The following is a 25,615-nucleotide window of genomic DNA, read 5'->3' on the forward strand; positions in this document are numbered from 1 at the left end:
GGCTGCGGCAGAACCCGCCGCAATGGACCGGGCCGCCGCGCGGCCTCGTTGCGAATTTCCGTTATGGCGAGCTCTCGCCCTCGGATTTCCCGGTGCAGGCCTGGAAGAAGGCGGTGACGGGCGCCATGGCGCGCAAGCCCGAGCGTCTCGCCTATGACGATCCGTGCGGCTCGCAGCGGCTGCGCACCGCGCTCCAGGCCTATCTGTGGCGATCACGCAGCGTCCGCTGCGACACGGACCAGATCGTCGTCGTGAACGGCTCGCAGCAGGGTCTCGATATCTGCGCCCGCCTGCTGCTCGATTCCGGCGACCGCTTTGTCATGGAAGATCCCGGCTACCAGATGGCGCGGCATAATTTTGCTGCGACGGGAGCCGAAACTGTGCCGATCCCGGTCGACGCAGAAGGCCTGCAGACCGAGCGGCTCGACGGCGTCGCGGCCCGCCTCGCTTATGTGACGCCGTCGCATCAATATCCACTCGGCGGCGTCATGCCGATCGGACGCCGGCACCAATTGCTGGCCTGGGCGCGCAAGGCCGACGCCTATGTGATCGAGGACGATTACGACAGCGAGTATCGCTACGACACAAAACCGATCCCGCCGCTTCATGCGCTGGAAGGCGGCGACAACGTGATCTATCTCGGCACCGTTTCCAAGACACTCTCCCCGACCTTACGGATCGGCTATCTCGTGGTGCCGTCCGAGCTCCGATCCCTGTTCGCTGCCGCCAAGCAGATCATGGATCGGCACACCCCGCTGGCCGAGCAGGAGGCGCTTGCCGCGATGCTGGAGAGCGGCGCCTATGACAGACATGTCAGGCGCGTGCGCCGGCGCAACGCCGAGCGCCAGGAGGCGCTGCTCGACGCCCTGCATCGCCGGTTCGGCGATCGTATCAGGATCGAGGGCACGGCCGCCGGCCTGCACGTGGTGGCGTGGTTCGACGGCCTGCCGCAGAAGCGCGAGGCCGCCTTGATCGACGCGGCCCGCGCCAGGGGCGTCGGCATCCATCCCGTCTCCGCGCTGTTCGACAGCCGCCCGACCGGCCGCGATCGACCGCGGAAGACGGTGGGCCTCGTCATGGGCTATTCGGCGCTGGAGGTCGCGCAGATCGAACGCGGCTGCAAGCTTCTCGCCCAGGCCATCGACGAACTGGACTGATCAAATCGCCGAAAACTGGCAGTTTCTGACAGGCCAGATTCCGGCTATCTCCTGTCCCGAAACGGAGACACGCCATGTACATTCCCCCCGCCTTCAGGGACGACGACATCGAGAGCATCCGGGCGACCATTCGCGGCGCCCGGCTCGCCAGCCTGGTCACCGCCACCACCGACGGGCCGGTCGCGACGCCGCTGCCGCTCTTCCTTGACGAGAGCGAAGGCGAGCGCGGCGTGCTGTACGGGCATGTGGCGAAGGCCAATCCGCAATGGAAACTGCCGCCGATCGGCGACGCGCTCGCCATCTTCAACGGGCCCGACGCCTATGTGACGCCGTCCTGGTATGCGACCAAGCAGGAAACGGGCAAGGTCGTGCCGACCTGGAACTACGTCGCCGTGCATGCCTATGGCCCGGTCGAATTCTTCCAGGAGCCGGAGCGGCTGCTCGACGCGGTCACACGGCTCACCAACAGGCATGAAGGCGCGCGCGCAAAGCCCTGGGCCGTGGATGACGCACCAGCCGATTTCATCGCCGCGCAGCTGCGCGGGATCGTCGGCGTGCGCATTCCCGTCACGCGGTTCGAAAGCAAGCGGAAGATGAGCCAGAACCGCCCCGAGGCCGACCGCGTCGGTGTCGCGGCCGGGCTTGCGGCGAGCGACAACGCTGGCGATCGCGAGGCCGCGGTCCTGATTCCGATTCCGGTCTAGTTTTCGGTCGCCTTGCGCCGACGCTGGGTATACTCCGCCCCAAAGCCGAGGCCGAGCGTCACGGAGATCAGCGAGCCGAACAGCACGCCGAGCTTGGCCGCATCCAGCAGCTCGTCGTCGGTGAACGCAAGCATGGCGATGAAGATCGCCATGGTGAAGCCGATGCCGGCCAGCAACCCGATGAGACAGACACCGGCCCATGAGACATCAGGAGCCAAGCGGCACCAGCCGGTGCGCACCGCAAACCACGTCGCGCCGATCACGCCGATCGGCTTCCCTGCACAAAGCGCTAGCGCAACGCCAAGCGTCACCAGCTGAGTGCCGCCTGATAGCTCCATGCCTTTGAAGCTGACACCCGCATTCGCCAGCGCAAAGAGCGGCATGATCCCGTAGGCGACCCAGGGATGCAGCGCCGTCTCGACCCGGATGACGGGCGGAACGATGGCGGGATTGGCCGACCGCACCGGCGTCATCAGGCCAAGCACGACGCCCGCGAGCGTCGGATGGACGCCCGCCATGAGGAAGCCCGCCCAGACGATGAACGCCGGTGCGACGTAGGCGTAGGCGGAGCCAAATCCGAGCCGCTGAAAACCGAGCGCGACGAGAACACCGAGCGCCGCGACGGCAAAGCCGCTGGGGTCGAGCCCGCTGGTGTAGAACAGCGCGATGATCAGGACTGCGATGATGTCGTCGATGATGGCAAGCGCCAGCAGAAAGACCCGAACGTTGCTCGGAATGGATTTCCCGAGCAGCGCCAGCACGCCGACGGCGAAGGCAATGTCCGTTGCTGTCGGAATCGCCCAGCCCCGATCGTGCCCCGCAGCGGCGTTGAAGCCTAGATAGATCAGCGCGGGCACAACGACACCGCCCAGAGCTGCCAGCACCGGCAGCACCGCTTGATCGAACCTGCTGAGTGCACCCTCGTGACTCTCGCGGCGGATCTCCATGCCGACGACGAGGAAAAACACGGTCATCAAGGCATCGTTGATCCAGAAGTGCAGCGACCGGGCAAAGACGAACTCGCCGATGCCGAGCGGAACCGGCAGGTTCCAGACATCGTGATACGAGTGGGCGAAGGGCGAGTTGGCCCACAGCAATGCGGCAGCCGCCGCCGCAAGCAGCACCACGCCGCTGACGGCCTCGATATGCAGGAAATGCTGGAGCGTCGAGAGCGCTCGTTCGACGAAAAACGGGGATTTCGGCAGATCCCTGCCGGGCAGCTGATCGTTCACGGGCGCACGCTTTCCGCGTGGCGGCCCGACCATCGCTTGACCTGTCGCTGCACACATGCAGCGAGCACCCGGGAGCTGTTCTACACGGCAACGGCCGCAAGGCAACCCCGGCCCACGGGACAGGGCCTGCGCCTGGAACTCCGATGCGCCGAGGATCGTTGGTGACCCTCAGGACATATCCCCGACAGGAACTCTCATGTGCCGCTGGATCGCATACCGGGGCGAGACCACCTCGTTCGAACCTTACGTCACCGAGCCCGAGCATTCGCTGATCGCGCAGAGCATCCGCTCGCTGCAATCCACTGCGGGCTCGAACGGCGACGGCTTTGGTCTCGGCTGGTATGGCGAGCATCCGGAGCCCGGCCTCTACCGGGAAACGCGCCCCGCCTGGTCGGATGAGAACTTGCGCTACCTCTGCCGCCATTTGCGCTCGCATCTGTTCTTTGCCCACGTGCGTGCCGCGACCGGCACCGCGGTGACGCGGCAGAACTGTCATCCTTTCGCCTGCGGCCAGTGGATGTTCATGCACAACGGATTTGTCGGCAGCTGGAACCGGCTGCGCCGCAAGGTCGAGGCGCTGATCCCCGATGCCTATTATCCCTCGCGGCTGGGCACGACCGATTCCGAAGCCGTGTTCCTGGCCATGATGGGGGCCGGGCTCGACAGCGATCCGCTTCAGGCAACGCAAACCGTGCTGCAAGCGCTCGTCGGCCTCGTCAACGAAGGCGAGCTTCGCGAAAAGCTGCGCTTCACCAGCGCTATCGCCAACGGCCGGGATCTCTACGCGTTTCGCGTCTCGGTCAACGACGCCGCCAACACGCTCTATTTCCGCGAGGCCGGCGGCCAGGTCATCGTCGTCTCCGAACCGTTCGACAAGGAATCAGACTGGACCGAAGTGCCGGCGAATCACGCCCTGATCGCGCGCGCGTCCGAAAGCGTGAAAATTGTTCCGTTCGACGTTGCAATTTCCAGTGGGTCCGGCGCGGAACCCGCCCCTGTCAGACGGATTATTGCCCGCAGGTAACCACTGCCGGGTGGCTCATGACATTTGCTTCGGACGTTCTGAAACTGCTGCGCCTTGATTCATCCGACGACAAGCAGCACCTCGTCATTCGCTCCGCCGGCGGCGGCGGCAAGGCGGCGGAATATTCGTTCGGCATCGAGGAGGAATATTTCCTCGCCGATCGCCGGACATTCGAGGTCGCGATCGAAACGCCCAACGCGCTGTTCGAATCCGCGAACTGGTCCACCGGCGGTCAGGCCATGCGGGAAATGCTGCAATCCCAGCTGGAGGTCGCGACCAACGTCCATATCGACGTCAATGACGCGCGCGAGGAGCTGCGCTTCCTCCGCCGCGAGGTCGCCAACGTCGCCGCGCAATATGGCTTCGTCATCATGGCCTGCGGCACGCATCCGACCGCCGTGTGGCGCATGTCGCAGCCGAGCCCGAAGCCGCGCTACGAGGAGATGATCGAGGATCTGCGAAGCATCGGCCACCGCAACATGATGTGCGGCATGCATGTGCACGTCCAGCTGCCCGATCCCGAGAAACGCATGGCGGTGATGCGGGCAATGCTGCCGCATCTGCCGCTGTTCATCGCGCTGTCGGCGTCCTCCCCGTTCTGGAACGGCCACAAGACCGGCCTGAAGGGCTACCGGCTCGCCGCCTATTCCGAGCTGCCGCGCACCGGCCTGCCCGAACTGTTCGAGAACCGGCAGGATTACGACGAATATATCGGCGCGTTGCAGCGTTCCGGCGTGATCCCCGACGAGAGCCACATCTGGTGGGCGATGCGCCCGTCCATGAAGCATCCGACGCTCGAGCTTCGCGCACCCGACACCTGCACCCTGGTCGATGACGCCGTCGCGATCGCCTCGCTCTACCGCTGCCTGACACGCCACCTCTATTTGCGGCCTCATTTGTCCAGGGAGGTCACCGTCGTCGAACGCGCGCTTGCGGTGGAGAACAAATGGCGCGCCCAGCGCTACGGCACCGACTGCATTTTTGCCTCCAGGAACGGGCCGGTCACGATCTCGGAGATGCTCACCCGCGTGATCGACGACACCGCCGCGGATGCTGCCGCGCTGAATTGCGTCGCCGAGGTCGAGCATTGCCGCACCATCGTGGAGCGGGGCAGCTCGGCCGAATTCCAGCTTCGCGCCTACCGCGAAAACGGCGACGACATCGCAGCCGTGTCACGATGGATTGCTACATCGACGATATCAGGGACCAGCGCTCCCGTCGCACGCAGCGCCCAAGCGCCGTCATAGCGCCCGCGCAAGCTTCGCCGGCGAAGGTGCCGGCCCTCAATTCGATGTTCTCGGAGAAACGCATGAATCACGTCACGTCCTGCACCGGCTGCGGCCACGCGCTTGTCCCGATGCTGACGGCCAAGGGCCGCACCGAGCCGAGCTGCCTCTGGTGCGAAGGCATCGACGCGCGCGCGGTGGACATGGCGAAGTGGGCGGACAGCCCGTCCGGCAAGCCCGAGCGGATCGCCCGTCACTCGTTCGAATGAGCGGTATCGGGCGCTCAGGCTGCCGGCATTTGCCCGGCCGGGCGGCCTCTGCGGTTGCATGTCCTTTGCAGGACATGCCGACAAATTAGACAAGATACCCCCCTCCACCGGACTTGCAGGCACTGCGACGGCGGCACGCAAGCGGGTGAGACGGGTCATCTAACCTCAGGCACAACCTCGATTTTTCTCTCGCCGCGAGCGGCCTCCGAGCCCTCGCGCCGCGCCGCGCGCCGACTGGCCCGGAATTCGCAAGACGGCAACAGGCCTGACGTCCCTGCCCTCCACGACAAGGAGCAGCCAGTTGCGTGCACCCGGCTCCGGGATGAACGGCCCAGAATCGGAGAATGCCATGAACGTGCATGCCGCGGGCGATCTCAAATTCACCGGCCTCACCCGCCCGGATGGTTCACCCCTTCGCCTGAATGACCAGGACTTCGTCGCGATCGATCGCGACAAGAATGCGAAATATGAAGCGACCTATCGGCCGCAGGCGCTCTACAACCGTGCCAACGAAGGCTTCCACGCCAACAACGAAACCTTCCTGCTGCACGAGGTCGCGACCAACCTGCCGATCTACCGCCCCGACACCGGCCCGACCGATTTCCATCTGCATCTGCCGCCGGGCGGCTTCCAGCTCGTGCTGGTCACCTCGGGCGCCTTCACCTTCGACTATGACGGGCGCTGGTACAATGTGGGCCCGGGCGCGGTGATGCTGCAAAGCGCGATCGTGCATCGCCAGCTGTTCTACACCTGGTCGGGACTGTCGACCGAAGAGAATCTGAAGACGCCGCAGACGGTGGTGCCCGATCCGATCTCGATGGGCTATTCCGGCAAATTCCTCGAAGCCTTCATCACCGATCCCACCACCTTTCCGAACCCGACCATCGTCGGCCCGGAGCAGATCAATGAGGACGAAACGCCGCGCGTGGCCTGGAGCCATCCGCTGCATGACCGCCCGGCCGATGCCGGCTTCTGGCTTCAGGATCCGCTCGCGCTGGACGCGCTGTTCAAGCCGCTGGTCGACAGCCCCTTCAAATCGGCCTCGCCCGTTTACGTCCGCGATATCGGCATCGAGATTCCGAGCGGGCATCTCGTTACCGGCCACCTCATTGCGACCGACCCGCGTGGCCACGCGCTCTTGCCGAAGAGCACGTCTGCCGCAGCCGACCCGACCTGCTTTGCCAAGGGCGAAGTCGTGATCTATCGCGTCATTCGCGGCACGGCCGAGTTCAAGAAGAAGTCCGGCGAGAGCTTTGAACTCTCCGCCGGCGACGTGGTGACGGCCGGCAAGAACTCGATCAGCCTCGTCGGCATCGGCGAGAATACCCAGGTCCTCCGCCTCGGCCTGCTCAAGGGCATGAACGATCTTCGGGGCTGGACCCCGACGCAGCGCGACGAGATCGACGGCCTCGCCGGCCAGATCATCACCCACAAGGACGTCCGCCCGGTGCGCACCGAAGGCAAACCGGTCGGATATCTGTACGGGTAGCCGCACAAAAAAGACGGCCCGCCGAAGCGGGCCGTCGCGATCTCATCTCACGCGATGTTAGCGCAGTGATCCACCGTAGAGCTGACGCTCCTTGCGAACCTCTTCGGCGCCGTAAGGCTTGCTGGCGGGATCGAACGACTTCCAGCCGGTCTTTTGCCAGGCCGCGCTGCGATCCCGCAGGTTGACGGACGACTCGTCCAGGACCGCGTCAAGACGGGATCGATCGGCATCCGCGACCCGTGCCGACACGAGCGTGCCGCCGCGACGGACGCCCTCGGCGTAGGAGTCCGCATCCTCCCGCGAAATACCGGCTTCCGTCAGCGCTCCGACCACTCCGCCCGTGGCGGCTCCAGCAGCAGCACCAACCGCAGTCGCGGCAAGCCAGCCGGCGGCGACGACGGGGCCGAGACCCGGGATTGCGAGCAGGCCCAGACCGGCAAGAAGGCCGGCCGTGCCACCCACGCCCGCACCGATGCCGGCGCCCTTCCCGGCGCCTTCGGCGCGATCGTCGACGCCGTCGCGGTCACGATCAACCTTCTTGTCGGTGCCGAACCAGCTGTCCGAATTGTTGGCGACGATGCTGATGTCCGAATGCGGCACGCCGGCCGCCTCGAGACGCTGAACCGCCTGCTGCGCATTGGTGTAGTTGTCGTAGAGGCGAGAAATTGTAACGGTCATTGTGTGTCCTTCTTGCTTATTGGCTTGCTTGTTCGCTTACTTGGCCGAATTGACGTTGCCCTGGAAGTCGACGCTGACTGCGGTGGCCGAACCACCCTTGCTGGCCTGGCCGCGCCAGACGCCCTTGTCGTCCTTCTTCAGTTCGGTGACGTTGGCGTAGCCGGCGTCCTCGATCTTCGACTTGGCTTGTCCTTCGGTGAAACTGTTGCGACCCGCGACAGGCGCGTCGGAGTTGTTCTGGCCGGTCGTATTGACTGCGTTGTTGTTCGGCCCGGACTGCGCCGGCGGATTCTGCGCCGAGGCCGGGGCAGCTGCGAATGCCGTGGCCGCCGCGAACAAGGAAATGCAAACGAGGATCGATGGGCGCTTCATGATGGTCTCCAGTGTGTAAGGAGTGACCCAAGCGCCCGTCAGAGCTTTCGTTCCTATGTCTCGGTCTCTCCTTCAAACGCCGGCTCTGAAGAAAATCATCCACGTGATCGTCAGGATGAGCACTGCAAGTCCAAGACTGACACCCAGCAGCATCAGGACGCTGGGACCGAGCTCGCCTTGGCGCGCTTCGACTGCAGTTTCGACGACGCGTCCGCGCTTGTCGTTGTCCATGACCTTGCTCCCGTGTTCCGAGTGATCAGTTTGACTGCTTGCTTGCGCCATGAGCGCAAGGCGCCACTGCGCGAGCGCCGCAGGCGGGTTGATGCAACTGAAGTCCCAATTGGACCCCGGGAGGTTCGTTCCTATCCGCCTGGAAGCGAGCGAGGCAGGCGGGAACGGGGAATAGGAACATATCTCCGCCGGTCCTGTTGCGTCTGCACGACATGACCCGTGAACGCGCATGCCGTACGGGACATTTTGCGACGGAGCAGCCGGCGTCATCCCGAACGTGACGAGACCGTAACGCTGGACTTCCCTTCCTGCTCTCCAACAGCTGGCTCCGGTCAGCGAAAGCGTGACATGCGCATATTGAAGAAACGTTCGCCGTCGCTGGCGACCACGACCCTCCGTGCTCTTGCAGAACATTCGCTCGTTTCCGCCATCGCCGCCACTGCCGCCTTGATGGCCGTCGCTGCTGTCGTCAATCGGCGACTTGCCGACAAGGCACAGCGCGATAACCCGCCGCAAGGACGCTTCATCGACGTCGACGGCGTTCGCCTGCACTATGTCGAGCGTGGATCCGGACGCCCCCTGGTCCTGCTCCACGGCAACGGCAGCATGATCCAGGACTTCGAATCGAGTGGCCTGATCGACCTCGCGGCCAAGGACTATCGCGTCATCGTCTTCGACCGTCCCGGCTTCGGGCACAGCCAGAGGCCCCGCAATGTCGTGTGGACACCTGCAGCCCAGGCCGACCTCTTCAAGGACGCGCTCGCCCATCTCGGCGTCGACAAGGCGATCGTGCTCGGACATTCCTGGGGCGCATCGGTTGCGGTTGCCCTGGCAAGCAGGCACCCCTCGACGGTCGAGGCGTTGGTACTCGCGTCGGGCTATTATTTCCCGACAGCGCGCACCGACGCGATGATGGCGATGGCCGGGCCGGCGATCCCGGGATTTGGCGACATCCTCAGCCACACGATCTCCCCGATCCTCAGCCGCCTGATGTGGCCGGCAATGTTGCGGCAGCTGTTCGGACCCAAATCCGTCCCGCAGAAGTTCGACGGCTTCCCGAAAGCACTGGCCGTGCGTCCGTCGCAGCTTCGCGCCGGCGCGGCCGAGGCAGCGTTGATGGTCCCTGCGGCAATGATGTCTGCGAAGACCTATGGCGAGCTGGCCATGCCGGTCACCATCCTGGCCGGCGAGGACGATCGCCTCATCGACATCGACGAGCAGTCCGGCCGGCTGCATGACGAGATCAAGCACAGCAAGATGCGCCGCGTCCCCAATGCGGGTCATATGATCCAGCAGTCGGACACCGCCGACCTCATGGCCGCCGTCGACGAGGCCGCCGCGGGAACGCTGCACTAACAGCCCTGATGACGCCGGGACAATCTGAGCGCGGCACGATCCGAATTAGGAACGTCCGATACAAAGCTCCGTTGGCCCGACGTATCTCCTGCCATCAAAGGTCTTTCCCATGTATCATCACGTCAAGAAGCTCATGTTCACAGTCCGGGTCGACGAGCCCGATCCGCGGTTCGGCAACATGCTGCTGGAGCAGTTCGGCGGCGCCAATGGCGAGCTTGCGGCCGCCATGCAGTACTCCATCCAGGGACTCAATTGCGAGGATCCGGACCGCAAGGATCTTCTGATGGACATCGGGACCGAGGAGCTGAGCCACCTCGAGGTTGTCGGATCGCTCGCGCGCCTGCACTTGAAGCCCATGAAGTTCGATCGCGAAGCGGCAGAAGCCGATCCGTTGATCGCGATCGCCGGCGGCGGCGTCAACCTGTTCAACTCGCAGGGCAGCGCCTGGACGGCGGACTATCTCAAGATCACCGGCGAACTCGACGTCGATCTGCGCAGCAACATCGCCGCGGAAGCCCGCGCCAAGATCGTCTACGAGCGGCTGATCAATTTCTGCGATGACGCCGGCACCAAGGACGCCCTGCAGTTCCTGATGACGCGCGAAATCACCCACATGAAGGCGTTCTCGCGTGCCCTCGAAAGCATGAACAAGCCTGCCTTCAGCATCGGCCGCATCGCGCCGACGCCTGGTCTCGTCGACCAGTTCTTCAACGATTCGACGGGCTCCGGCGACAACGGAGAAATCGACACCAGAGGTCCCTGGAACGAAGGCGAAGACTGGATTTTCACGGAATCGCCGGCACTCCAGGGCAGCGAGCCCGGTGCGGCGCCTTCGATCGTTGCCGAGAGTTCGCCGTCCGAGCCTGTCGTCGGCCTTGACGATCTGCTGATCGATCAGCTGCGCGACCTGCTGCATGCGGAGAAGCAGCTGACCAAGGCGCTGCCTCAGATGATCGAGGCTGCACGGTACGACCAGCTCTGCGAACTCTTCACCGTTCATCTGGCCGAAACCGAAGCGCAGATCGAGCGTCTCAACGAGTGCTTCGAACTGCTCGGCAAGAAGCCGCGCGCCAAGGCCTGCAAGGGCATGCAGGGACTCGTCGAAGAAGGCGATGAAGTGATCAAGGAAAGCGCCAAGAAGGACGACGCGGCCGCGGATCTCGCATTGATCGGTGCGGCACAGCGGGTTGAGCATTACGAGATTTCGGGCTACACCACTGCCCGCAATCTGGCGCAGCAGTTGCGTCACGGCGCCGTCGTCGCACTTCTGTCAAAGAACCTGGCCGAGGAAGAGAACGCCGATCAGCTGCTCAATCAGGTCGCGCGCTCCTTGATGTCGGTTGCGAAAATGCCCGCCGCGATCGAGCAGACCTTCGTCGAGGATGAGCCCGCCGGAGGTTAGGTCAGCGCAGACGTATCGACCAACAATTATCACGGTGGCCCCTGTGGGGCCGCCTCTGCGGCACGAAAGGACCCAACATGCCCCCGAAGATCAAAGAGCATACCTGCCCGCTGTGCAAAGGCACAGGCTTCCCCAAATCCATGCAGCCGACCAGGCCGGGCCGCAAGATCTATCCCGTGAAATGCGAGTCCTGCCAGGGCAAAGGCAAGATTTCAGAAAGCGCGTGAGCCTACAATACCAGCTTCCCTGACAGAAGCCGCGATCTAGCGGCCTTACTTCGGTTTCTCGGCACTGATGTGCAAGACGAAGAGTGGGTTCTGAAACTCGTCCGTAACTTCCATCCGCCATTCTCTGTCCGGTTTGAGCCTGCCGTCCAGACCTTGAAGAATCTGCCCTGCTGTAATCGTGGCCTCCTGCCAAGCGGCATGCTTGTCCGGCAATTCCTCGCCCTCATGGTCGAGTTCCTTGCGATCATGAAAGATGTGAAAAAAATACCTGGGCATTGAGGGTAAGCTGCAGCGGTGCAGCTTGTTCCAGCGAAAAACCGTCCGCTCCGACCGGCGATGATGCATCGATCGAGACAGATCATCCCAAGACTCTGACCTGGCTTCTCCTGCTCCGGGCGCGCAGCGATCTGTAGGAACGCAGCTTCTTACGCCACGTTGGTCCCGGGATTCTTACCCCGGAGCATACTTGTCCATTTTGCAACTGAACCCAGCCATTCCAGTCGTGACGCCAAAGGGCGACGGCTACGCTCATGTCCTCATCGACTATGGAGCGGAGTTCAATCTGCTTTGGGTCGTCTTTCTCGACGATTCCGGAGAATGTTGGACCTACGACAATTCGCAAATCCGTGCCCAGAAGAATGTCACGATGGGACGAACTTTCGTTTCGATGCACAAGACGCCTTTGGCGCCTTCCGATGGACTCGCCGGGCGATGAAGCCGGACGGCGCAGAAGGCCCTGTCCCTATTCCGCCGCCTGCCGCACATGGCGCGCGGTCGGCGTGCGCATGGTGACGAGCTCTTCGGCCGCAGTCGGATGCAGCGCGATGGTCGCGTCGAAATCGGCCTTGGTCGCCTTCATCTTCACCGCGATCGCCACCACCTGGGTGACCTCGGCGGCGCAATCGCCGACGATGTGGCAGCCGAGCACGCGGTCGGTCGAACCGTCGACGACGAGCTTCATCAGCACGCGCGTATCGCGGCCCGACATCGTCGCCTTGATCGGACGGAAATTCGTCTTGTAGATGTCGACGTGGCTGAATTGCGCGCGCGCCTCGGTTTCCGTCAGACCGACCGTACCGACCTCCGGCTGCGAGAACACCGCAGTCGGAATATAGGAATGGTCGACCTGCACCTCGCGCTTGCCGAACACGGTGTCGGCGAATGCATGGCCCTCCCGAATCGCGACCGGCGTCAGATTGTGGCGATGAGTGACGTCGCCGATCGCATAGATGCTGTCGACCGAGCTCTTGGAGAAATGGTTGACCGCGATGCCGCCGTTGTTCGGGTTGATGGCAACGCCGGCATTCTCGAGGCCGAGATTGGCGACGGCCGGATGGCGGCCGATCGCGAACATCACCTGGTCGGAGGCAATGCTCGATCCGTTCGACAGATGCGTGGTGAACTCCTCGCCATGGCGATCGACCTTCGCCACCGTGCAGCCGGTGAGGATGGTGATGCCCTGCTTCTCCATCTCGCTGCGGACATGGGCGCGAACGTCCTCGTCGAACCCGCGCAAAATGTTGTCGCCGCGATAGATCACGGTGACGTCGGAGCCGAAGCCGGCAAAAATGCCGGCGAATTCCAGCGCGATGTAGCCGCCGCCCTGGATCACGATCCGCTTCGGCAGCTTCTTGAGGTGAAACGCTTCGTTGGAGGAGATGACGTGCTCGATGCCGGGGATCGCTGCGCCGTGATTGGGCGCGCCGCCGGTCGCGATCAAAATGTATTTCGCCGTGATCTTCCTGTCGTCAGAGAGCAGCCGGACGGTGTGCTTGTCCTCGATCACCGCGCGGCTCTTGACGATCTGCGCGCCCGACTTCTCGACATTGGTCGTGTAGGCCGCCTCCAGCCGCGCGATCTCCTTGTCCTTGTTGGCGATCAGCGTCGGCCAGTCGAAGGTCGCAGGCGGAACGGTCCAGCCGAAACCGGCGGCATCTTCCAGCTCGTGCCGGAAATGCGAGCCGATCACGAACAGCTTCTTCGGCACGCAGCCGCGGATCACGCAGGTGCCGCCCATGCGGTACTCTTCCGCGATCATGACGCGCGCACCGTAGCCCGCCGCGATCCGGCCGGCGCGCACGCCGCCCGAACCGCCACCGATGACAAAGAGGTCGACGTCGAATTCAGCCATTGTCCACTCCGACCCCTAGAGCCTGATCCGGATTCTGATCAGATAGGTACTGTCAGATTTCCTTGCCACGCTTGCGCATCTCGGCGCGGAAGGCCCCCATCACGGTCTCCGAGAAGTTCTGGGCCCAGGAGTTCATGAAGGCCATGCTGAGGCCGATGGCGCGCGGCTCGGCGTCGATCAGCTTCTTGCCGAGCGGCGACTTGTAGAAGGTGACGAGGTCCTTGAGCTCCTGCTCGGTGAACTCGCTGGCATAGATCTGCGCCATGCCGTCGCCGATCTCGTTCTGGCGGCCATTGAGCTGCTGGGCAACGATCTGGGCGACCTCGCCGAGGTCCTTCTGGTAGTTGAGGTTCTGCTGGATCAGCGCGATCTTGGTCTTCTCGACCAGGCCCGGCACGGCGCCTTGATACATCGCGGTGGCGTTCTTGATCTGCAGGATTTCCTTGGCCGCAGCGACAGCCGCGGGCGAGGCCTTCGGCTGGGCCGGCGCGGGAGCAGCCTTCTGGGCCGGTGCCGGCTGCTGCGCGATGGCCGGAGCGGCCGAAAGCGCCACGCCCACAGCGAGGGTCGCGGCCGGCAACAATCTCAAAACACTCTTCATTCCTGGTCTCCTTTCGGCTTACGCCGTTCAATCACGCGAATTCCCTCGCCGCCCGCCAGAACGGCGGAGCTGGCCAAGCCGATGAACAAGCCATGCTCGACGACGCCGGGGATCGTGCTCAACGCCCTGGCGAGGCCGGGCGGGTCCACAATACGTCCGAGCTGGGCATCGAGGATCCAGTGGCCGCCATCGGTGACGAAAACGTGGCCATCCTTGTCCCCGCCCTTGGCTTTGCGGACCGCCATTGGCCCGGAAACGCCGCACGCCGCAAACGCCGTCTCGATCGCCCGGCGCGTCGCGCCAAGCCCGAACGGGATGACCTCGATCGGCAGTGGAAACTTGCCGAGCGTCGGCACCCATTTGCTGTCGTCGGCAATCACGATCATGCGATCCGACGCGGCCGCCACGATCTTCTCGCGCAGCAATGCCCCGCCGCCGCCCTTGATCAGGTTGAAGTCGGGATCGATCTCGTCGGCGCCGTCGACGGTGAGGTCGAGATGGTCGATCTCGTCCAGCGTGGTCAGCTTCACGCCGCAGCGTATCGCATCGAGGCGCGTGGCCTCGGAGGTCGGCACGCCGATCACGTTGAGCCCGGCGGCGACGCGCTCGCCGAGCAGTTCGACGAAATGTTTTGCGGTCGAGCCGGTGCCGAGCCCGAGCTGCATGCCCTCACGGACCTCCTCGAGGGCGCGCGCCGCAGCCTGCCGCTTCAACTGGTCCATGTTCAATTTGCGCCCGCCTCTGAATTCACGACTGTGCCGCCGACAATGGCCGCTTGCGGCGGCCTATGTAGCCTCGTTTTCCGTGCGGGAACAGGCCTATAAGCTGATCTTATGGCGCCACCCCTTGCGTCGATAGGGCCGGGCCGGTAGCGCTTGGGGCATGACCCTCCCCTACACCCTCGTCTTCGATCTCGACGGCACGCTTGTGGATACGGCGCCCGACCTGATCACCGCGCTGAATTACGTGCTCGACCGCGAAGGCCTGCCGCCCGTGCCGATGGCCTCGGCACGCAACATGATCGGCGCCGGCGCCCGCAAGCTGATCGAGCGGGGCCTGGAGGCCGAGGGCCGCAGCGTCACGCCCGCCGACATGGACCGGATGACGGCGGATTTCATCGCCTATTACGCCGAGAACATCGCGGTCGAGTCCCGCCCCTTCGAGGGGCTCCTGGACGCGCTCGACCTGTTTGCGGCGCAGGGCCATCGGCTGGCGGTCTGTACCAACAAGCTGGAATGGCTGTCCAAGCGGCTGCTGGACCAGCTGGACCTGACCCGGCGGTTCGCCGCGATCTGCGGCGCCGATACGTTTGGTGTCCAGAAGCCCGATCCGACCATCTTCCGCGAGACCGTGGCGCGGGCGGGCGGCGAGGTGAAGGCCAGCATCATGGTCGGCGACGCCGGAACCGATGTCGGCGTGGCCCGGCGGGCCGGCGTGCCCGTGATCGGGGTCAGCTTCGGCTACACGGACGTGCCGATCGCCGAGCTGAAGCCGGACCGGCTGATCCACCACATGCGCGACCTGCCGGCCGCGGCGCACAGCCTGATGTCGGCTTAGCGCCGCAAGCCATTGACTGATCTATGTTTTTCTACGGAACCCTGCGTTAACCATCTATTATCTATGCGCCCCGCGCCGGTTGCCTGCCTCCAACGACGCTCCTAAGGTCCGCCCGGGGTATGTGGCGGTTCGTCGCAGTAAAAGTGGATGGTCATGCGTCGTGTCATCGCGATTGCGCTAGCGGGGATGAGCCTGGGTGGCTGCTCCTCGATGTCTTGGGATATGTTCAAATCGGCGCCGCCGACCGTCCAGGTCCGGCTCGAATCCAATCCTCCGGGGGCTGACGCCACGACCTCGCTCGGTCAGGGCTGCAAGACCCCCTGCTCGGTCTCGGTTCCCGCCCCCGACGCGCCGTTCACGGTCGCTTTCGCGCTGCCCAAATACCAAGCGACCAGCGTGCCGGTGAACGTGATCAAGAATCCCGGCGATTTCACCACGCCTGCCTCGGTCACCACCGATCCGAATCCGGTGTTTGCGGAACTCCAGCCGGCGGTGCCGCCCAAGCCGGTGAAGAAGAAGCCGCACCGGCCGAAGAAGCCGAAACCGGCCGCTGCCGCCACGGCGCCCGCCGATGCTGCGCCTGCCGCCGGCTCGCCGTTCCCCGATCCGAACGCAGGAAAGCGCTGATCCAGCGCTGACTTACGTATACCACCCGATTGTCCTGACCGCGTCCGATGCTTAGATTGCTTCCAGAGCACCACTGAAGCAAAGGTGCGCTGTCGCCGTAAGTGACAAGGCATTTGGCAAGGCTGTTGGTATGAACGGATCTTCTGCGAGCCCTCTCGCGCCGGCGAGCCCCCGCGCCGCACTGTCGAGCGCGATGACCGATCCGTTCGGGCGGACCATCTCTTACTTGCGCGTCTCCGTCACCGATCGCTGTGACCTGCGCTGCTTCTACTGCATGTCGGAAGACATGACGTTCCTGCCCAAGGCGGACCTGCTGACGCTGGAGGAGCTCGACCGCCTCTGCTCCGCCTTCATCGCCAAGGGCGTGAAGAAGCTGCGACTCACCGGCGGCGAGCCGCTGGTCCGCCGCAACGTGATGTCGCTGGTGCGCTCGCTGTCGCGGCATCTGACGAGCGGCGCCCTGAACGAGCTGACGCTGACCACCAACGGCACCCAGCTGGCAAAGCATGCGCAAGAGCTTGCCGATTGCGGCGTCCGCCGCATCAACGTCTCGCTCGACACGCTCGATCCGAAGAAATTCCGCGAGATCACCCGCTGGGGCGAGATCGACAAGGTGCTGGAAGGCATCGAGGCCGCGCGCACGGCTGGCCTCGCCGTGAAGATCAACGCCGTGGCGCTCAAGAACCTCAACGAGGACGAGCTTCCCGATTTGATGCGCTGGGCCCACGGCAAGGGCATGGGCCTGACCTTGATCGAGGTCATGCCGATGGGCGAGATCGGCTCGGGCCGCATCGACCAATACCTGCCGCTGTCGTTGGTGCGCGCGCGCCTGTCCCAGCAATTCACGCTGACCGATCTCGCCGACAACACCGGCGGGCCGGCGCGCTATGTGAGCGTCGCCGAAACCGGCGGCAAGCTCGGCTTCATCACGCCGATGACCCACAATTTCTGCGAATCCTGCAACCGTGTCCGCATCACCTGCACCGGCACGCTGCATACCTGCCTCGGCCACGAGGACGCGTCCGATTTGCGCAAGCCGCTGCGCGCCTCCGATGACGACATGTTGCTTGCGGACGCGATCGACCGCGCCATCGGGCTCAAGCCCAAGGGCCACGATTTCATCATCGACCGCCGCCACAACCGGCCCAGCGTCTCCAGGCACATGAGCGTCACCGGCGGCTAAGGCATGCTCCGGCAGCGGCCGAAGAGCGGATATTGTCTGAGATCGCAGATGGGCCAGAAGCGGTCAATCGGATTGCGCAAGTGGGGAGACGACGGCATTCAGTCGTCGAGACAACCGAGCCAATCCGATGGACGCGTGGTCGACATGCAGGTGGGCCTCTTGAATGGCCCGCCGAAGCACGATCTGCAAGGCGTGGTTCAGCGCATCAATTTGCCAACGGCCATGTTTTGAGCGGAATACCGAGGTGGCCTATCGCCTGCAATGCTCATCCAACCAGTCCTTTACCAGATAATAGCCCGGCCTGATTGCGACCTCGCCCAGTTCGTCCGTCGCGAATGTTGGCCGAAGAAGATCCTGCAACACCAACATGTCGGCATAGAACCGAAGTGGCCTATTAAGTCCGCGTATGCGGGTCCAAGCAACGCCGTCGATGAACTCGCGCAGCAACGACATGCACTCTGCATGCTTGGCCTCCTTCGAGATTGGCCGCTCGACAATCAACCGCCACTGATTGACCAACTCGGAGTATGCGCGGACCATTCGCGCTACGGCCATTGATCTCCTCCAAACGACCGGCCTTAAGCCAAACCCTATGCCGCCGATTGCATAATCGTAAAACATCAACCTGCTGCATAGCAGAAGGCAATAATTTTATGCATCCCTACAAGGTCTCCTTCGGGTCATTTGCGGGCCTTCCCAGCCGGGAATGTCACGCCGGCTATGCCTCCGAAAGCGGACAGTCCGGGATTTATGAGTAAACGCCCCGGCGCAAAGTGGGCAGCGATCTTCCGGAAAGATCGTCCTCAGACGACAACCAAAGACATTACTCCCGAATCCCCGGTGCATAGCCGAAGCCCGCGGCCGGCTCGGCCGCGGTCTCGACCCAGACGCTTTTGACCTGGGTGTACTCGAACAGCGTTTCGACACCGCTCGAACGGCCATAGCCGCTCATGCCGAAGCCGCCGAAGGGCGAAGCGACGCTGATCGTCTTGTAGGAATTGATCCAGAACGTCCCGGCCCTCACCTGAGCGGCAACCCGGTGCGCACGCGCGACGTCGCCGGTCCAGACCGCGCCGGCGAGACCAAAATCGCTGTCATTGGCGAGTGCGATCGCCTCCTCCTCGGTATCGAACGGGATCGCGACGACGACGGGTCCAAATATCTCGTCGCGGGCCACCGCCATGCTGTTGCTGACGTCGCGCAGGATTGTCGGCGCGACGAAGTATCCGCCCGGCCTGGAGCTGCCGTCGGTGCCGGTGGCAAGCGTTGCCCCCTCCGCGAGCCCCTGCTTCACCATGGCAAGCACGCGGGCGTGCTGCCGGGCATTGTTGATCGGCCCGACCTCGGTCTCCGCCGCACCGGGCGGGCCGATCTTCAGCTTCGCCGCACCATCGGCCACCATCTTGACGAAGCGGTCATAGACGGAGCGCTCAACCAGCAGCCGCGAGCCCGCGACGCAGCTCTGGCCAGCGCCTGCGAAGATCGCCGACTGCGCGCCGATCGCCGCGCGCGGAAGATCCGCATCGGCGAACACGATATTGGCGGACTTGCCGCCAAGCTCGAGCACGCAGGGCAGCAGCCGCTTGGCGGCGGCTTCCGCGATCAGCCGGCCCGTCGGCACCGACCCGACGAACACGACTTTCTTCACCGCGGGCTGGCCGAGCGCGGCCTGCCCCGTGGTGTGACCGTAACCCGCGAGCACGTTGACGAGACCGACCGGCAATCCGGCTTGTTCTGCGAGCAGCGCCACCGCCATCGAGGTGAGCGGCGTCAATTCCGATGGTTTCAGCAGCACGCCGTTGCCCATGGCGATGGCGGGCGCGACCTGCCAGCCGCAGGTGAAGATTGGCGCATTCCAGGGCGTGATCTGGAGCACGATGCCCATAGCTTCGCGCCGCGTGTAGTTGAGATGGCTCGACGGCACCGGAATGACGTCGCCGTGGAATTTGTCGGCCCAGCCCGCATAGTACTCGAACATCTCGGCGACCTTGGCGACCTCGACGCGGGTGTCGCGGATCGGCTTGCCCGCCGAGAGCGATTCCAGACCCGCCAGCTCCTCCGCCTTGCCTTGAATCGCTCGTGCGATCGCCTGCATGATGCGGCCACGCGCAGCCCCCGTGAGCCGCGACCAGCCGGCTTGCGCCGTGACTGCCGCGGCAGCCGCCTCGGCAACCACGGCCGCGCCGGCATCAGGATAGGCGTAGAGCGGCGCGCCGGTTGCGGGATCGTCGATCGTGATGAGCTCGCCCGTACCGAGAACGATACGTCCCGCGACGTGAGAGCCGATCGCCGCACAGTCTGGCCAGAACGGTGCGAGCGCATCGCGCAGCCGCGTGTCGATGAAGGGGGTCATGGTGTCGCTCACATCCTGCCGAGCTGAGTCTCGACGATCCTGTTGAAATCTTCGCCATCGCCGATCGAAGCGGCGCTGTCCGACCAGATCCGCGCGGCCTCCGCGGCGATCGGCAGATCGAGGCCGAGCCCGGCGATAAGCTGAGTGGCGAGGCGCACGTCCTTGCGCATCAGGGCCATGGTGAAGCCGGAATCGAAGGCGCCGTTCAGCACCCAATTCGGCAGATTGACCTGCGTGACGCCGGAGCGGCCGGAGCCGGCGTTGAGGCCTTCGAGCAGCCGGGCCGGATCGACCTCGGCCGCGCGCGCGATCCGCATCGCCTCGGCGGCCGTGAGCAAATGCGCTGCGCAAAGCAGATTGTTGATGAGTTTGCAGACATGCCCCGCACCAACCGATCCGACATGGACGCGCTTCGCGCTCATGTCGCTAAGGACCGGCTCGACCGCGGCGACGTCGGCATCGGCGCCGCCGATCACCATGGTCATGGTCGCGGTGATGGCGCCCTTCGGACCGCCGCTGACGGGCGCGTCGATCATCGCCATACCGTGCGCGGCAAGCGCCGCGGCGAGGCGGCGGGTCGTATCAGGATTGGAGGTCGAAGTGTCGACCACGCGCAAGCCGGGCCTCGCATGGGCGATGATGCCGTCCTTGCCGGCCACCACGGCCTCGACGATCTCGGCAGTCGGCAGCGACAGGACGAGCAGATCGGCGCGGGCGCAGAGCGGCGCAACGCCCTCGAACACCGCGACGCCCTCCGATGCGAGCGCGCTGCGCGCCTTGTCCGACGCATCGGTCCCAAGCACCTCGTGCCCAGCCCGCTTCAGCGAGAGCGCCATGCCGCACCCCATATTGCCAAGCCCAACGACGCCGACGACCGCCATGTCCCTGCCCCTCGTCCTGATATTGCCGGGCGATCCTAGGGATCCGCACCCGGCCTGGGCATCAGCAGCGCGGTTGCCTAATGTTGCCTCATGGGCAACACTTCAGCATGAGCAATGCACTCGACGAGAACCGGCTGCGCTATCTGTTCGAGGCCACGCGCTACGGCGCCGTCCGCGCCGCGGCCGACGCGCTTGGGGTCAACCCGTCGGTGGTCAGCCGGCAGATCGCCCTGCTGGAGCGGGAGCTCGACACTGCCCTGCTCGACCGGCACAGCCGCGGCGTGCGGCCGACCGAGGCGGGCGCGCTGCTGATCGCGCATTATCGGCGCCACACGGTGGACCGCGACGACACTCTGGCCCGCTTGCGGGAGCTCCAGGGACTGCATCGCGGTCACATCGACCTCGTGCTCGGCGAAGGTTTTGTCGCCGATCTCATGGGCGGCGCGCTCGACGAGTTCTGGCGAAAGCACCCGCGGCTGACCATGTCGCTGGAGCTTGCGGGCACCAGCGAGGTCATGCGCGCCATTGCCGACGACCGCTGCCATATCGGGCTGGTCTATCACCCGCCGCAGGATCCACGCATCCGCTCCTGCGCCGCGATCCGGCAGCCGATTTGCCTGATCGCGCGCCCCGACCATGCGCTCGCGAAGCTGCGCCGCCCGGTCAGGCTGCGCGAGATCGCCGGGCACACGCTCGGGCTCATGCATGCCGGCTACGGCACGCGCCAGTTGCTGACGATGGCGGAAACATCCGAGAGGATCGGCCTGTCGCCCAAGCTGACCACGACCTCGATCAGCATCCTCCGGCATTTCGTCCGCTCCGACCTCGGCGTGACCTTGCTGCCGGCTTTCTCGGTGGCGGCCGACCTCGAGGACGGATCGCTGGTCGCCATTCCCGTCGACAATGTGCTGCTTTCCTCGGCAGAGGCGCACATCGTCACCCGATTGGGCCGCGAACTGCCGAACGCCGCCAGCCAGCTGCTCCGGTTCTTGGGCGGGCGGATGAAGGCGTTCCAGGCCGGCCGCCGCCGCCTCAAGCTTTTGCGCTCTTAAGCTTTTGACCCGGCGTCAATTTGTCCATTTTCCGATTGACGGCAGGTGAAGCCGCTGGTTTGGTGCGACCGCCTTTGCTTGCCCGGCAACATAAGCCGGCCCGCCCGTTGGCGGTCGCGGTCAAGACGGCAAGGCACGAGGGGAGGACTGACGCCGCAATCGCTCCGGACGACGAGCCGTGCGGTCGCGTGCATCTTGCACGCGGGCCGAGCGATGCGTGCTGATGCTCCCGTAAGTGTAGGCCGCGACGGAGAAAAAGTAAGATGCGTCCATTGCTGGCGGTGAGCAACGCCATCGACTTCCTCAATGAGAAGATCGGGTACGTCTGTAACCTGCTCGTACTCCTCGCATGTCTGGTCAGCGCGGCCAATGCCATGATCCGCTACGCCTTCAGCAACTCCTCCAACGGCTGGCTGGAGCTGCAATGGTACATGTTCGCGATCCTGGTGATGTTCGGCGCGTCCTATACGTTCAAGCGCAACGAGCATGTGCGGGTCGAGATCTTCTATCTGACCCTGTCCGAGCGCGGCCAGCTCTGGCTCGACATGATCGGCACGCTCTGCTTCCTGATTCCCTCCTGCCTGCTGCTGGCCTATCTGTCCTGGCCGTTCTTCATGCAGGCCTATAGCGTCGGCGAGATGTCCGGCAATGCCGGCGGCCTGATCCGCTGGCCGATCAAGTTCGTGATCCCCGCCGGCTTCGTCCTGCTGGCGCTCCAGGGTGTTTCCGAAGTCATCAAGCGTATCGCGGCTCTCCAGGGCTATGTGACGATCGACGCCAAGTACGAGAGGCCGACCCAATGATTACGCTGGAGATGATGCCGCCGTTGATGTTCGGCGGCCTGGTTCTGGCGATGCTGATCGGCTTCCCCGTCGCCTTCACGCTGGCGGCGGTCGGCCTGTCCTTCGGCTTCCTCGCCATCCATCTCGGATTCTTCGACCTCAACTTCCTCCAGGCGATCCCGGGCCGCGTGTTCGGCAGCGTGCTCTCCAACGAGCTGCTGCTCGCGATCCCGTTCTTCACCTTCATGGGCTCCATCCTGGAGAGATGCGGGCTCGCCGAGGACATGCTGGATTCGATGGGCCAGCTGTTCGGCCCGGTCCGCGGCGGCCTCGGCTATTCCGTCATCATCGTCGGCTTCATCCTCGGCGCCATCACCGGCACGGTGGCGGCGCAGGTGATCGCCATGGCGCTGATCTCGATGCCGGTGATGATCCGCTACGGCTACAACATGCGCTACATCACCGGCGTGCTGGCGGCCTCCGGCACCATCACGCAGCTAGTGCCGCCCTCGCTGGTGCTGATCGTGCTCGCCGACCAGCTCGGCAAGTCGGTCGGCGACATGTATCTCGGCGCCTGGGGCCCCTCGGTGTTCCAGATCATGCTGTTCGCCGGCTACACCTTCATCCTCGGCCTGATCAAGCCGGGCCACGTGCCGCCGGTGCCGCTGGAAGCGCGCACGCTGACCGGCTGGGCGCTGTGGAAGAAGTGCCTGATGGGCATCATCCCCTCGGCCGTGCTGATCTTCGTCGTGCTCGGCACCATGATGATGGGCCTTGCGACCCCGACCGAAGCCGGCGCCATGGGCGCGGTCGGAGCCATCGTGCTCGCCGCGATCCACCACAAGGACTTCACCTCGAAGGACCGCACGGTGCTGATCGTCGGGGTGATCGCCGCCGGCATCGGCACCATCGTCGCGATGCTGTTCACCGAGAACCTGGTGTTCAGGCTCTCGTTCGCCGTGTGCTATATCGCCGTCGCGTGGATCTGCATCCAGGCCGCCCGCATCCCCGAGCTGCGCGACCTGATCAAGCAGGGCTACGAATCGACCATGCGCCTCACCTGCATGGTCACCTTCATCCTGATCGGCTCGACCTGCTTCTCGGTGGTGTTCCTCGGCGTCTCCGGCGGCGTCTGGCTCGAGCACCTGCTGACCTCGCTGCCCGGCGGCGTCTGGGGCTTCCTGATCTTCATCAACCTCTTCATCTTCTTCCTGGCGTTCTTCCTCGACTTCTTCGAGATCGCCTTCATCATCCTGCCGATGATCGCGCCGATCGCGCAGAAGGTCCTCGCGCCCGTGGTCGGCCCGGACGCGGCACTGATCTGGTTCGGCGTGATGCTGTGCGTGAACATGCAGACCTCGTTCCTGCATCCGCCGTTCGGCTTCGCGCTGTTCTATCTGCGCGGCGTCGCGCCGAAGGAAGTGAAGAGCTCCGACATCTATTGGGGTGCGATCCCCTGGATCGGCCTCCAGCTGATCATGGTGCTGCTCGTCATCATCTTCCCGGTCACGGTGACGGGCCTGCTCGACAAGCCGCTCAACGTCGACCTCGACAAGGTCAAGATCGAGGTGCCGCAGATCGACCTGCCGCCACTGGATCTCGGACCGCCGTCGAAGTAGCGGCCATCGCACTCGCCGTCATGTTCCGCCTCGGCGGGACATGACGCGCGCGTCGGCACACGTGACAAGCGCGGGAAACACGGGCATACCGGGCCATCCTCCAACTGATGGACCGCCGCGCATGCCCCGATCGCATTTTGCTCCGCTGCTCGCCTCGCTCTGGCTGGCATGTGCCGCAACGATGGCGCATGCGGAACCGATGACCGATGTCCACGCGCTGGCGCAACAGGAGCAGCAGCCGCTGCTCGACACGCTGCGCGATCTCGTCGGCATCGAATCCGGCAGCAAGGACATCGACGGCCTGAACCGGATTGCCGAGCGCGTTGCCGGCCAGCTCAGGCAGCTCGGCGGCACGGTCGAGATCCTGCAAACCAGCGACGTCTATCGCCTCGACGACACGCCCGAGAAAATCGGCCCGGCCGTGCACGCCGTGTTCAAGGGCACCGGAGCTAAGAAGATCATGCTGATCGCCCACATGGACACGGTGTACCTGAAGGGCATGCTGAAGGACCAGCCGTTCCGCATCGACGGCGACAAGGCCTACGGCCTCGGCATTGCCGACGACAAGCAGGGCGTCGCGCTCATTCTCCATACCGTGGCGCTGCTGCAGAAGCTGAACTTCAGGGATTACGGCACGCTCACGGTGCTCACCAACAGCGACGAGGAGATCTCATCGCCCGGCTGGCGCAGCACCATCACCAGGCTCGCCGCCGATCAGGACGTGGTGTTCTCGTTCGAAGGCGGCGGCACCGACGGCACGCTGCGCCTCGCCACCTCCGGCATCGGCTCGGCCTATCTCACGGTGCAGGGCAAGTCGTCGCATGCGGGCTCGCGGCCCGAGGGCGGCGTCAACGCGCTGTACGAGCTCTCGCACCAGCTGCTCCAGATGAAGGACCTGTCCAAGCCCGAGCAGGGCCTGAAGCTGAACTGGACCGTCTCCAAGGCCGGCACCAACCGGAACGTCATCCCCGCCGACGCCACGGCCCAGGCCGACGCGCGTGCGCTCAAGGTGTCGGACTTCGACGAGCTGCAGAAGGCGCTGCAGGACAAGATCAAGAACCGCCTGCTGCCCGATTCCAAGGTCGACCTGAAATTCGAGGTGCGACGCCCGCCGCTGGAAGCCAACGACGCCTCGCGCCGCGTGGCCGCCTACGGCAAGACGATCTATGGGGAGATCGGCATGTCGCTCCGGGTCGACGAGAGGGCGACCGGCGGCGGCACCGACGCCGCGTTTGCCGCGCTCAAGACCCAGGGCGCCGTGGTGGAAGGCATGGGCTTGTCTGGCTTCGGCGCGCATTCCAACGATGCCGAATATGTGCAGCTGGGCAGCATCGTGCCGCGGCTTTATCTGACCACGCGCATGATCATGGACCTGTCCAGCGGCAAGCTGAAATAGCACGCGCGCCGCTTTCCTCCCTTCTCCCCTTGCGGGAGAAGGTGGCGCGAAGCGCCGGATGAGGGG

Annotated in this window: 28 protein-coding genes; 17 read left to right on the forward strand and 11 right to left on the reverse strand. The window is 64.6% G+C overall.

What is annotated here, in order from left to right; translation table 11 throughout:
* On the forward strand, nucleotides 1-1,157 hold a 1,157-nt coding region (gene pdxR / locus PMI42_RS03775), incomplete at its 5' end, for a MocR-like pyridoxine biosynthesis transcription factor PdxR (RefSeq protein ID WP_035964421.1).
* A 74-nt stretch (nucleotides 1,158-1,231) separates the two neighbouring features.
* A complete protein-coding gene (locus tag PMI42_RS03780) occupies nucleotides 1,232-1,861 on the forward strand; it encodes an FMN-binding negative transcriptional regulator (protein ID WP_008130735.1) in 630 nt (209 codons plus the stop codon).
* Here PMI42_RS03780 and nhaA read toward each other — a convergent pair.
* On the reverse strand, nucleotides 1,858-3,093 hold the full coding sequence (gene nhaA / locus PMI42_RS03785) for a Na+/H+ antiporter NhaA (RefSeq protein WP_035964429.1): 1,236 nt from the start codon (nucleotides 3,091-3,093) through the stop codon (nucleotides 1,858-1,860). The two genes, PMI42_RS03780 and nhaA, sit on opposite strands and share 4 nt — an antisense overlap.
* A 196-nt stretch (nucleotides 3,094-3,289) precedes the next feature.
* Here nhaA and PMI42_RS03790 point away from each other — a divergent pair, with 196 nt between their 5' ends.
* From PMI42_RS03790 to PMI42_RS03805, 4 genes are all read left to right on the forward strand, one after another.
* Nucleotides 3,290-4,117, forward strand: a complete 828-nt coding sequence (locus PMI42_RS03790) for a class II glutamine amidotransferase (RefSeq protein ID WP_008130737.1) — start codon at nucleotides 3,290-3,292, stop codon at nucleotides 4,115-4,117.
* Between the two features lie 17 nt (nucleotides 4,118-4,134).
* The gene (locus PMI42_RS03795; protein ID WP_008130742.1) at nucleotides 4,135-5,364 is read left to right on the forward strand and encodes a carboxylate-amine ligase; all 1,230 of its coding nucleotides are present in this window, start codon (nucleotides 4,135-4,137) and stop codon (nucleotides 5,362-5,364) included.
* Between the two features lie 62 nt (nucleotides 5,365-5,426).
* A complete protein-coding gene (locus PMI42_RS03800) occupies nucleotides 5,427-5,612 on the forward strand; it encodes a hypothetical protein (protein WP_008130743.1) in 186 nt (61 codons plus the stop codon).
* A 349-nt stretch (nucleotides 5,613-5,961) separates the two neighbouring features.
* Entirely contained in the window at nucleotides 5,962-7,101 is a 1,140-nt protein-coding gene (locus tag PMI42_RS03805; protein WP_008130744.1) for a hypothetical protein, read from the forward strand.
* Nucleotides 7,102-7,158: 57 nt separating this feature from the next.
* Here the strand turns inward: PMI42_RS03805 and PMI42_RS03810 are convergent, their stop codons facing one another.
* From PMI42_RS03810 to PMI42_RS39950, 3 genes are all read right to left on the reverse strand, one after another.
* Nucleotides 7,159-7,779 (reverse strand): general stress protein, encoded by a 621-nt coding sequence (locus PMI42_RS03810; RefSeq protein ID WP_008130745.1) that lies wholly within the window; start codon nucleotides 7,777-7,779, stop codon nucleotides 7,159-7,161.
* A gap of 36 nt (nucleotides 7,780-7,815) precedes the next feature.
* Nucleotides 7,816-8,151: a hypothetical protein gene (locus tag PMI42_RS03815; protein ID WP_008130746.1), complete on the reverse strand. Its 336-nt coding sequence runs from the start codon at nucleotides 8,149-8,151 to the stop codon at nucleotides 7,816-7,818.
* 72 nt (nucleotides 8,152-8,223) lie between these two features.
* Nucleotides 8,224-8,382, reverse strand: a complete 159-nt coding sequence (locus PMI42_RS39950; protein WP_008130748.1) for a hypothetical protein — start codon at nucleotides 8,380-8,382, stop codon at nucleotides 8,224-8,226.
* 348 nt (nucleotides 8,383-8,730) lie between these two features.
* On the opposite strand from PMI42_RS39950, the gene PMI42_RS03820 reads away from it, so the two are divergent.
* Together PMI42_RS03820 and PMI42_RS03825 are read left to right on the forward strand one after the other, a co-directional pair.
* Entirely contained in the window at nucleotides 8,731-9,738 is a 1,008-nt protein-coding gene (locus PMI42_RS03820; protein WP_008130749.1) for an alpha/beta fold hydrolase, read from the forward strand.
* A gap of 109 nt (nucleotides 9,739-9,847) precedes the next feature.
* Nucleotides 9,848-11,140, forward strand: a complete 1,293-nt coding sequence (locus PMI42_RS03825; protein ID WP_008130750.1) for a DUF892 family protein — start codon at nucleotides 9,848-9,850, stop codon at nucleotides 11,138-11,140.
* Between the two features lie 272 nt (nucleotides 11,141-11,412).
* Here PMI42_RS03825 and PMI42_RS03830 read toward each other — a convergent pair whose 3' ends face one another.
* Nucleotides 11,413-11,643, reverse strand: a complete 231-nt coding sequence (locus tag PMI42_RS03830; RefSeq protein WP_008130752.1) for a DUF6894 family protein — start codon at nucleotides 11,641-11,643, stop codon at nucleotides 11,413-11,415.
* A 190-nt stretch (nucleotides 11,644-11,833) separates the two neighbouring features.
* On the opposite strand from PMI42_RS03830, the gene PMI42_RS03835 reads away from it, so the two are divergent.
* A complete protein-coding gene (locus tag PMI42_RS03835; protein WP_008130753.1) occupies nucleotides 11,834-12,082 on the forward strand; it encodes a hypothetical protein in 249 nt (82 codons plus the stop codon).
* 27 nt (nucleotides 12,083-12,109) lie between these two features.
* Here PMI42_RS03835 and gor read toward each other — a convergent pair whose 3' ends face one another.
* The 3 genes from gor to rpiA are packed head-to-tail and all read right to left on the reverse strand — an operon-like array spanning nucleotide 12,110 to nucleotide 14,827.
* The gene (gene gor, locus PMI42_RS03840) at nucleotides 12,110-13,498 is read right to left on the reverse strand and encodes a glutathione-disulfide reductase (RefSeq protein WP_008130754.1); all 1,389 of its coding nucleotides are present in this window, start codon (nucleotides 13,496-13,498) and stop codon (nucleotides 12,110-12,112) included.
* Between the two features lie 52 nt (nucleotides 13,499-13,550).
* Nucleotides 13,551-14,099, reverse strand: a complete 549-nt coding sequence (locus PMI42_RS03845) for a DUF2059 domain-containing protein (protein WP_008130755.1) — start codon at nucleotides 14,097-14,099, stop codon at nucleotides 13,551-13,553.
* A complete protein-coding gene (gene rpiA, locus PMI42_RS03850; protein ID WP_035964422.1) occupies nucleotides 14,096-14,827 on the reverse strand; it encodes a ribose-5-phosphate isomerase RpiA in 732 nt (243 codons plus the stop codon). The genes PMI42_RS03845 and rpiA overlap by 4 nt, the downstream gene beginning before the upstream one ends.
* 154 nt (nucleotides 14,828-14,981) lie before the next feature.
* On the opposite strand from rpiA, the gene PMI42_RS03855 reads away from it, so the two are divergent.
* The 4 genes from PMI42_RS03855 (at nucleotide 14,982) to PMI42_RS03870 (ending at nucleotide 17,697) form a co-directional block, all read left to right on the forward strand.
* Complete coding sequence (locus PMI42_RS03855) at nucleotides 14,982-15,656, forward strand: HAD-IA family hydrolase (protein ID WP_008130757.1); 675 nt, start codon at nucleotides 14,982-14,984, stop codon at nucleotides 15,654-15,656.
* A gap of 153 nt (nucleotides 15,657-15,809) precedes the next feature.
* A complete protein-coding gene (locus PMI42_RS03860; RefSeq protein WP_008130758.1) occupies nucleotides 15,810-16,283 on the forward strand; it encodes a hypothetical protein in 474 nt (157 codons plus the stop codon).
* 130 nt (nucleotides 16,284-16,413) lie between these two features.
* The gene (gene moaA / locus PMI42_RS03865) at nucleotides 16,414-17,466 is read left to right on the forward strand and encodes a GTP 3',8-cyclase MoaA (protein ID WP_008130760.1); all 1,053 of its coding nucleotides are present in this window, start codon (nucleotides 16,414-16,416) and stop codon (nucleotides 17,464-17,466) included.
* A gap of 48 nt (nucleotides 17,467-17,514) precedes the next feature.
* Complete coding sequence (locus PMI42_RS03870; protein ID WP_008130762.1) at nucleotides 17,515-17,697, forward strand: hypothetical protein; 183 nt, start codon at nucleotides 17,515-17,517, stop codon at nucleotides 17,695-17,697.
* Between the two features lie 18 nt (nucleotides 17,698-17,715).
* Here PMI42_RS03870 and PMI42_RS03875 read toward each other — a convergent pair whose 3' ends face one another.
* The 3 genes from PMI42_RS03875 to PMI42_RS03885 all read right to left on the reverse strand — a co-directional run bounded on the left by PMI42_RS03875 (nucleotide 17,716) and on the right by PMI42_RS03885 (nucleotide 20,700).
* Nucleotides 17,716-18,021 (reverse strand): hypothetical protein, encoded by a 306-nt coding sequence (locus tag PMI42_RS03875; RefSeq protein WP_008130763.1) that lies wholly within the window; start codon nucleotides 18,019-18,021, stop codon nucleotides 17,716-17,718.
* Nucleotides 18,022-18,289: 268 nt separating this feature from the next.
* The gene (locus PMI42_RS03880; RefSeq protein WP_008130767.1) at nucleotides 18,290-19,819 is read right to left on the reverse strand and encodes an aldehyde dehydrogenase family protein; all 1,530 of its coding nucleotides are present in this window, start codon (nucleotides 19,817-19,819) and stop codon (nucleotides 18,290-18,292) included.
* A gap of 8 nt (nucleotides 19,820-19,827) precedes the next feature.
* The gene (locus tag PMI42_RS03885; protein WP_008130769.1) at nucleotides 19,828-20,700 is read right to left on the reverse strand and encodes an NAD(P)-dependent oxidoreductase; all 873 of its coding nucleotides are present in this window, start codon (nucleotides 20,698-20,700) and stop codon (nucleotides 19,828-19,830) included.
* 107 nt (nucleotides 20,701-20,807) lie between these two features.
* On the opposite strand from PMI42_RS03885, the gene PMI42_RS03890 reads away from it, so the two are divergent.
* From PMI42_RS03890 to PMI42_RS03905, 4 genes are all read left to right on the forward strand, one after another.
* Nucleotides 20,808-21,752 carry a LysR family transcriptional regulator gene (locus PMI42_RS03890; protein ID WP_008130771.1) on the forward strand — a complete coding sequence of 315 codons (945 nt, stop codon included), beginning with the start codon at nucleotides 20,808-20,810 and terminating at the stop codon, nucleotides 21,750-21,752.
* Between the two features lie 263 nt (nucleotides 21,753-22,015).
* Nucleotides 22,016-22,555, forward strand: a complete 540-nt coding sequence (locus PMI42_RS03895) for a TRAP transporter small permease subunit (protein ID WP_008130773.1) — start codon at nucleotides 22,016-22,018, stop codon at nucleotides 22,553-22,555.
* Nucleotides 22,552-24,153: a TRAP transporter large permease gene (locus tag PMI42_RS03900; protein WP_008130775.1), complete on the forward strand. Its 1,602-nt coding sequence runs from the start codon at nucleotides 22,552-22,554 to the stop codon at nucleotides 24,151-24,153. The genes PMI42_RS03895 and PMI42_RS03900 overlap by 4 nt, the downstream gene beginning before the upstream one ends.
* Before the next feature lie 121 nt (nucleotides 24,154-24,274).
* Entirely contained in the window at nucleotides 24,275-25,549 is a 1,275-nt protein-coding gene (locus PMI42_RS03905; RefSeq protein WP_008130776.1) for a M20/M25/M40 family metallo-hydrolase, read from the forward strand.
* Nucleotides 25,550-25,615 lie beyond the last annotated feature (66 nt).

It is taken from the genome of Bradyrhizobium sp. YR681, assembly GCF_000282615.1.
Classification (GTDB): Bacteria; Pseudomonadota; Alphaproteobacteria; order Rhizobiales; family Xanthobacteraceae; genus Bradyrhizobium.

Excerpts from the sequence above, each read along its gene's own strand:
- PMI42_RS03780 (WP_008130735.1), top strand. The coding sequence starts at position 1,232 with ATGTACATTCCCCCCGCCTTCAGGGACGACGACATCGAGAGCATCCGG.
- PMI42_RS03790 (WP_008130737.1), top strand. The coding sequence starts at position 3,290 with ATGTGCCGCTGGATCGCATACCGGGGCGAGACCACCTCGTTCGAACCT.
- PMI42_RS03795 (WP_008130742.1), top strand. The coding sequence starts at position 4,135 with ATGACATTTGCTTCGGACGTTCTGAAACTGCTGCGCCTTGATTCATCC.
- PMI42_RS03800 (WP_008130743.1), top strand. The coding sequence starts at position 5,427 with ATGAATCACGTCACGTCCTGCACCGGCTGCGGCCACGCGCTTGTCCCG.
- PMI42_RS03805 (WP_008130744.1), top strand. The coding sequence starts at position 5,962 with ATGAACGTGCATGCCGCGGGCGATCTCAAATTCACCGGCCTCACCCGC.
- PMI42_RS03810 (WP_008130745.1), bottom strand. The coding sequence starts at position 7,779 with ATGACCGTTACAATTTCTCGCCTCTACGACAACTACACCAATGCGCAG.
- PMI42_RS03815 (WP_008130746.1), bottom strand. The coding sequence starts at position 8,151 with ATGAAGCGCCCATCGATCCTCGTTTGCATTTCCTTGTTCGCGGCGGCC.
- PMI42_RS39950 (WP_008130748.1), bottom strand. The coding sequence starts at position 8,382 with ATGGACAACGACAAGCGCGGACGCGTCGTCGAAACTGCAGTCGAAGCG.
- PMI42_RS03820 (WP_008130749.1), top strand. The coding sequence starts at position 8,731 with ATGCGCATATTGAAGAAACGTTCGCCGTCGCTGGCGACCACGACCCTC.
- PMI42_RS03825 (WP_008130750.1), top strand. The coding sequence starts at position 9,848 with ATGTATCATCACGTCAAGAAGCTCATGTTCACAGTCCGGGTCGACGAG.
- PMI42_RS03830 (WP_008130752.1), bottom strand. The coding sequence starts at position 11,643 with ATGCCCAGGTATTTTTTTCACATCTTTCATGATCGCAAGGAACTCGAC.
- gor (WP_008130754.1), bottom strand. The coding sequence starts at position 13,498 with ATGGCTGAATTCGACGTCGACCTCTTTGTCATCGGTGGCGGTTCGGGC.
- PMI42_RS03845 (WP_008130755.1), bottom strand. The coding sequence starts at position 14,099 with ATGAAGAGTGTTTTGAGATTGTTGCCGGCCGCGACCCTCGCTGTGGGC.
- PMI42_RS03855 (WP_008130757.1), top strand. The coding sequence starts at position 14,982 with ATGACCCTCCCCTACACCCTCGTCTTCGATCTCGACGGCACGCTTGTG.
- PMI42_RS03860 (WP_008130758.1), top strand. The coding sequence starts at position 15,810 with ATGCGTCGTGTCATCGCGATTGCGCTAGCGGGGATGAGCCTGGGTGGC.
- moaA (WP_008130760.1), top strand. The coding sequence starts at position 16,414 with ATGAACGGATCTTCTGCGAGCCCTCTCGCGCCGGCGAGCCCCCGCGCC.
- PMI42_RS03870 (WP_008130762.1), top strand. The coding sequence starts at position 17,515 with ATGGGCCAGAAGCGGTCAATCGGATTGCGCAAGTGGGGAGACGACGGC.
- PMI42_RS03875 (WP_008130763.1), bottom strand. The coding sequence starts at position 18,021 with ATGGCCGTAGCGCGAATGGTCCGCGCATACTCCGAGTTGGTCAATCAG.
- PMI42_RS03880 (WP_008130767.1), bottom strand. The coding sequence starts at position 19,819 with ATGACCCCCTTCATCGACACGCGGCTGCGCGATGCGCTCGCACCGTTC.
- PMI42_RS03885 (WP_008130769.1), bottom strand. The coding sequence starts at position 20,700 with ATGGCGGTCGTCGGCGTCGTTGGGCTTGGCAATATGGGGTGCGGCATG.
- PMI42_RS03890 (WP_008130771.1), top strand. The coding sequence starts at position 20,808 with ATGAGCAATGCACTCGACGAGAACCGGCTGCGCTATCTGTTCGAGGCC.
- PMI42_RS03895 (WP_008130773.1), top strand. The coding sequence starts at position 22,016 with ATGCGTCCATTGCTGGCGGTGAGCAACGCCATCGACTTCCTCAATGAG.
- PMI42_RS03900 (WP_008130775.1), top strand. The coding sequence starts at position 22,552 with ATGATTACGCTGGAGATGATGCCGCCGTTGATGTTCGGCGGCCTGGTT.
- PMI42_RS03905 (WP_008130776.1), top strand. The coding sequence starts at position 24,275 with ATGCCCCGATCGCATTTTGCTCCGCTGCTCGCCTCGCTCTGGCTGGCA.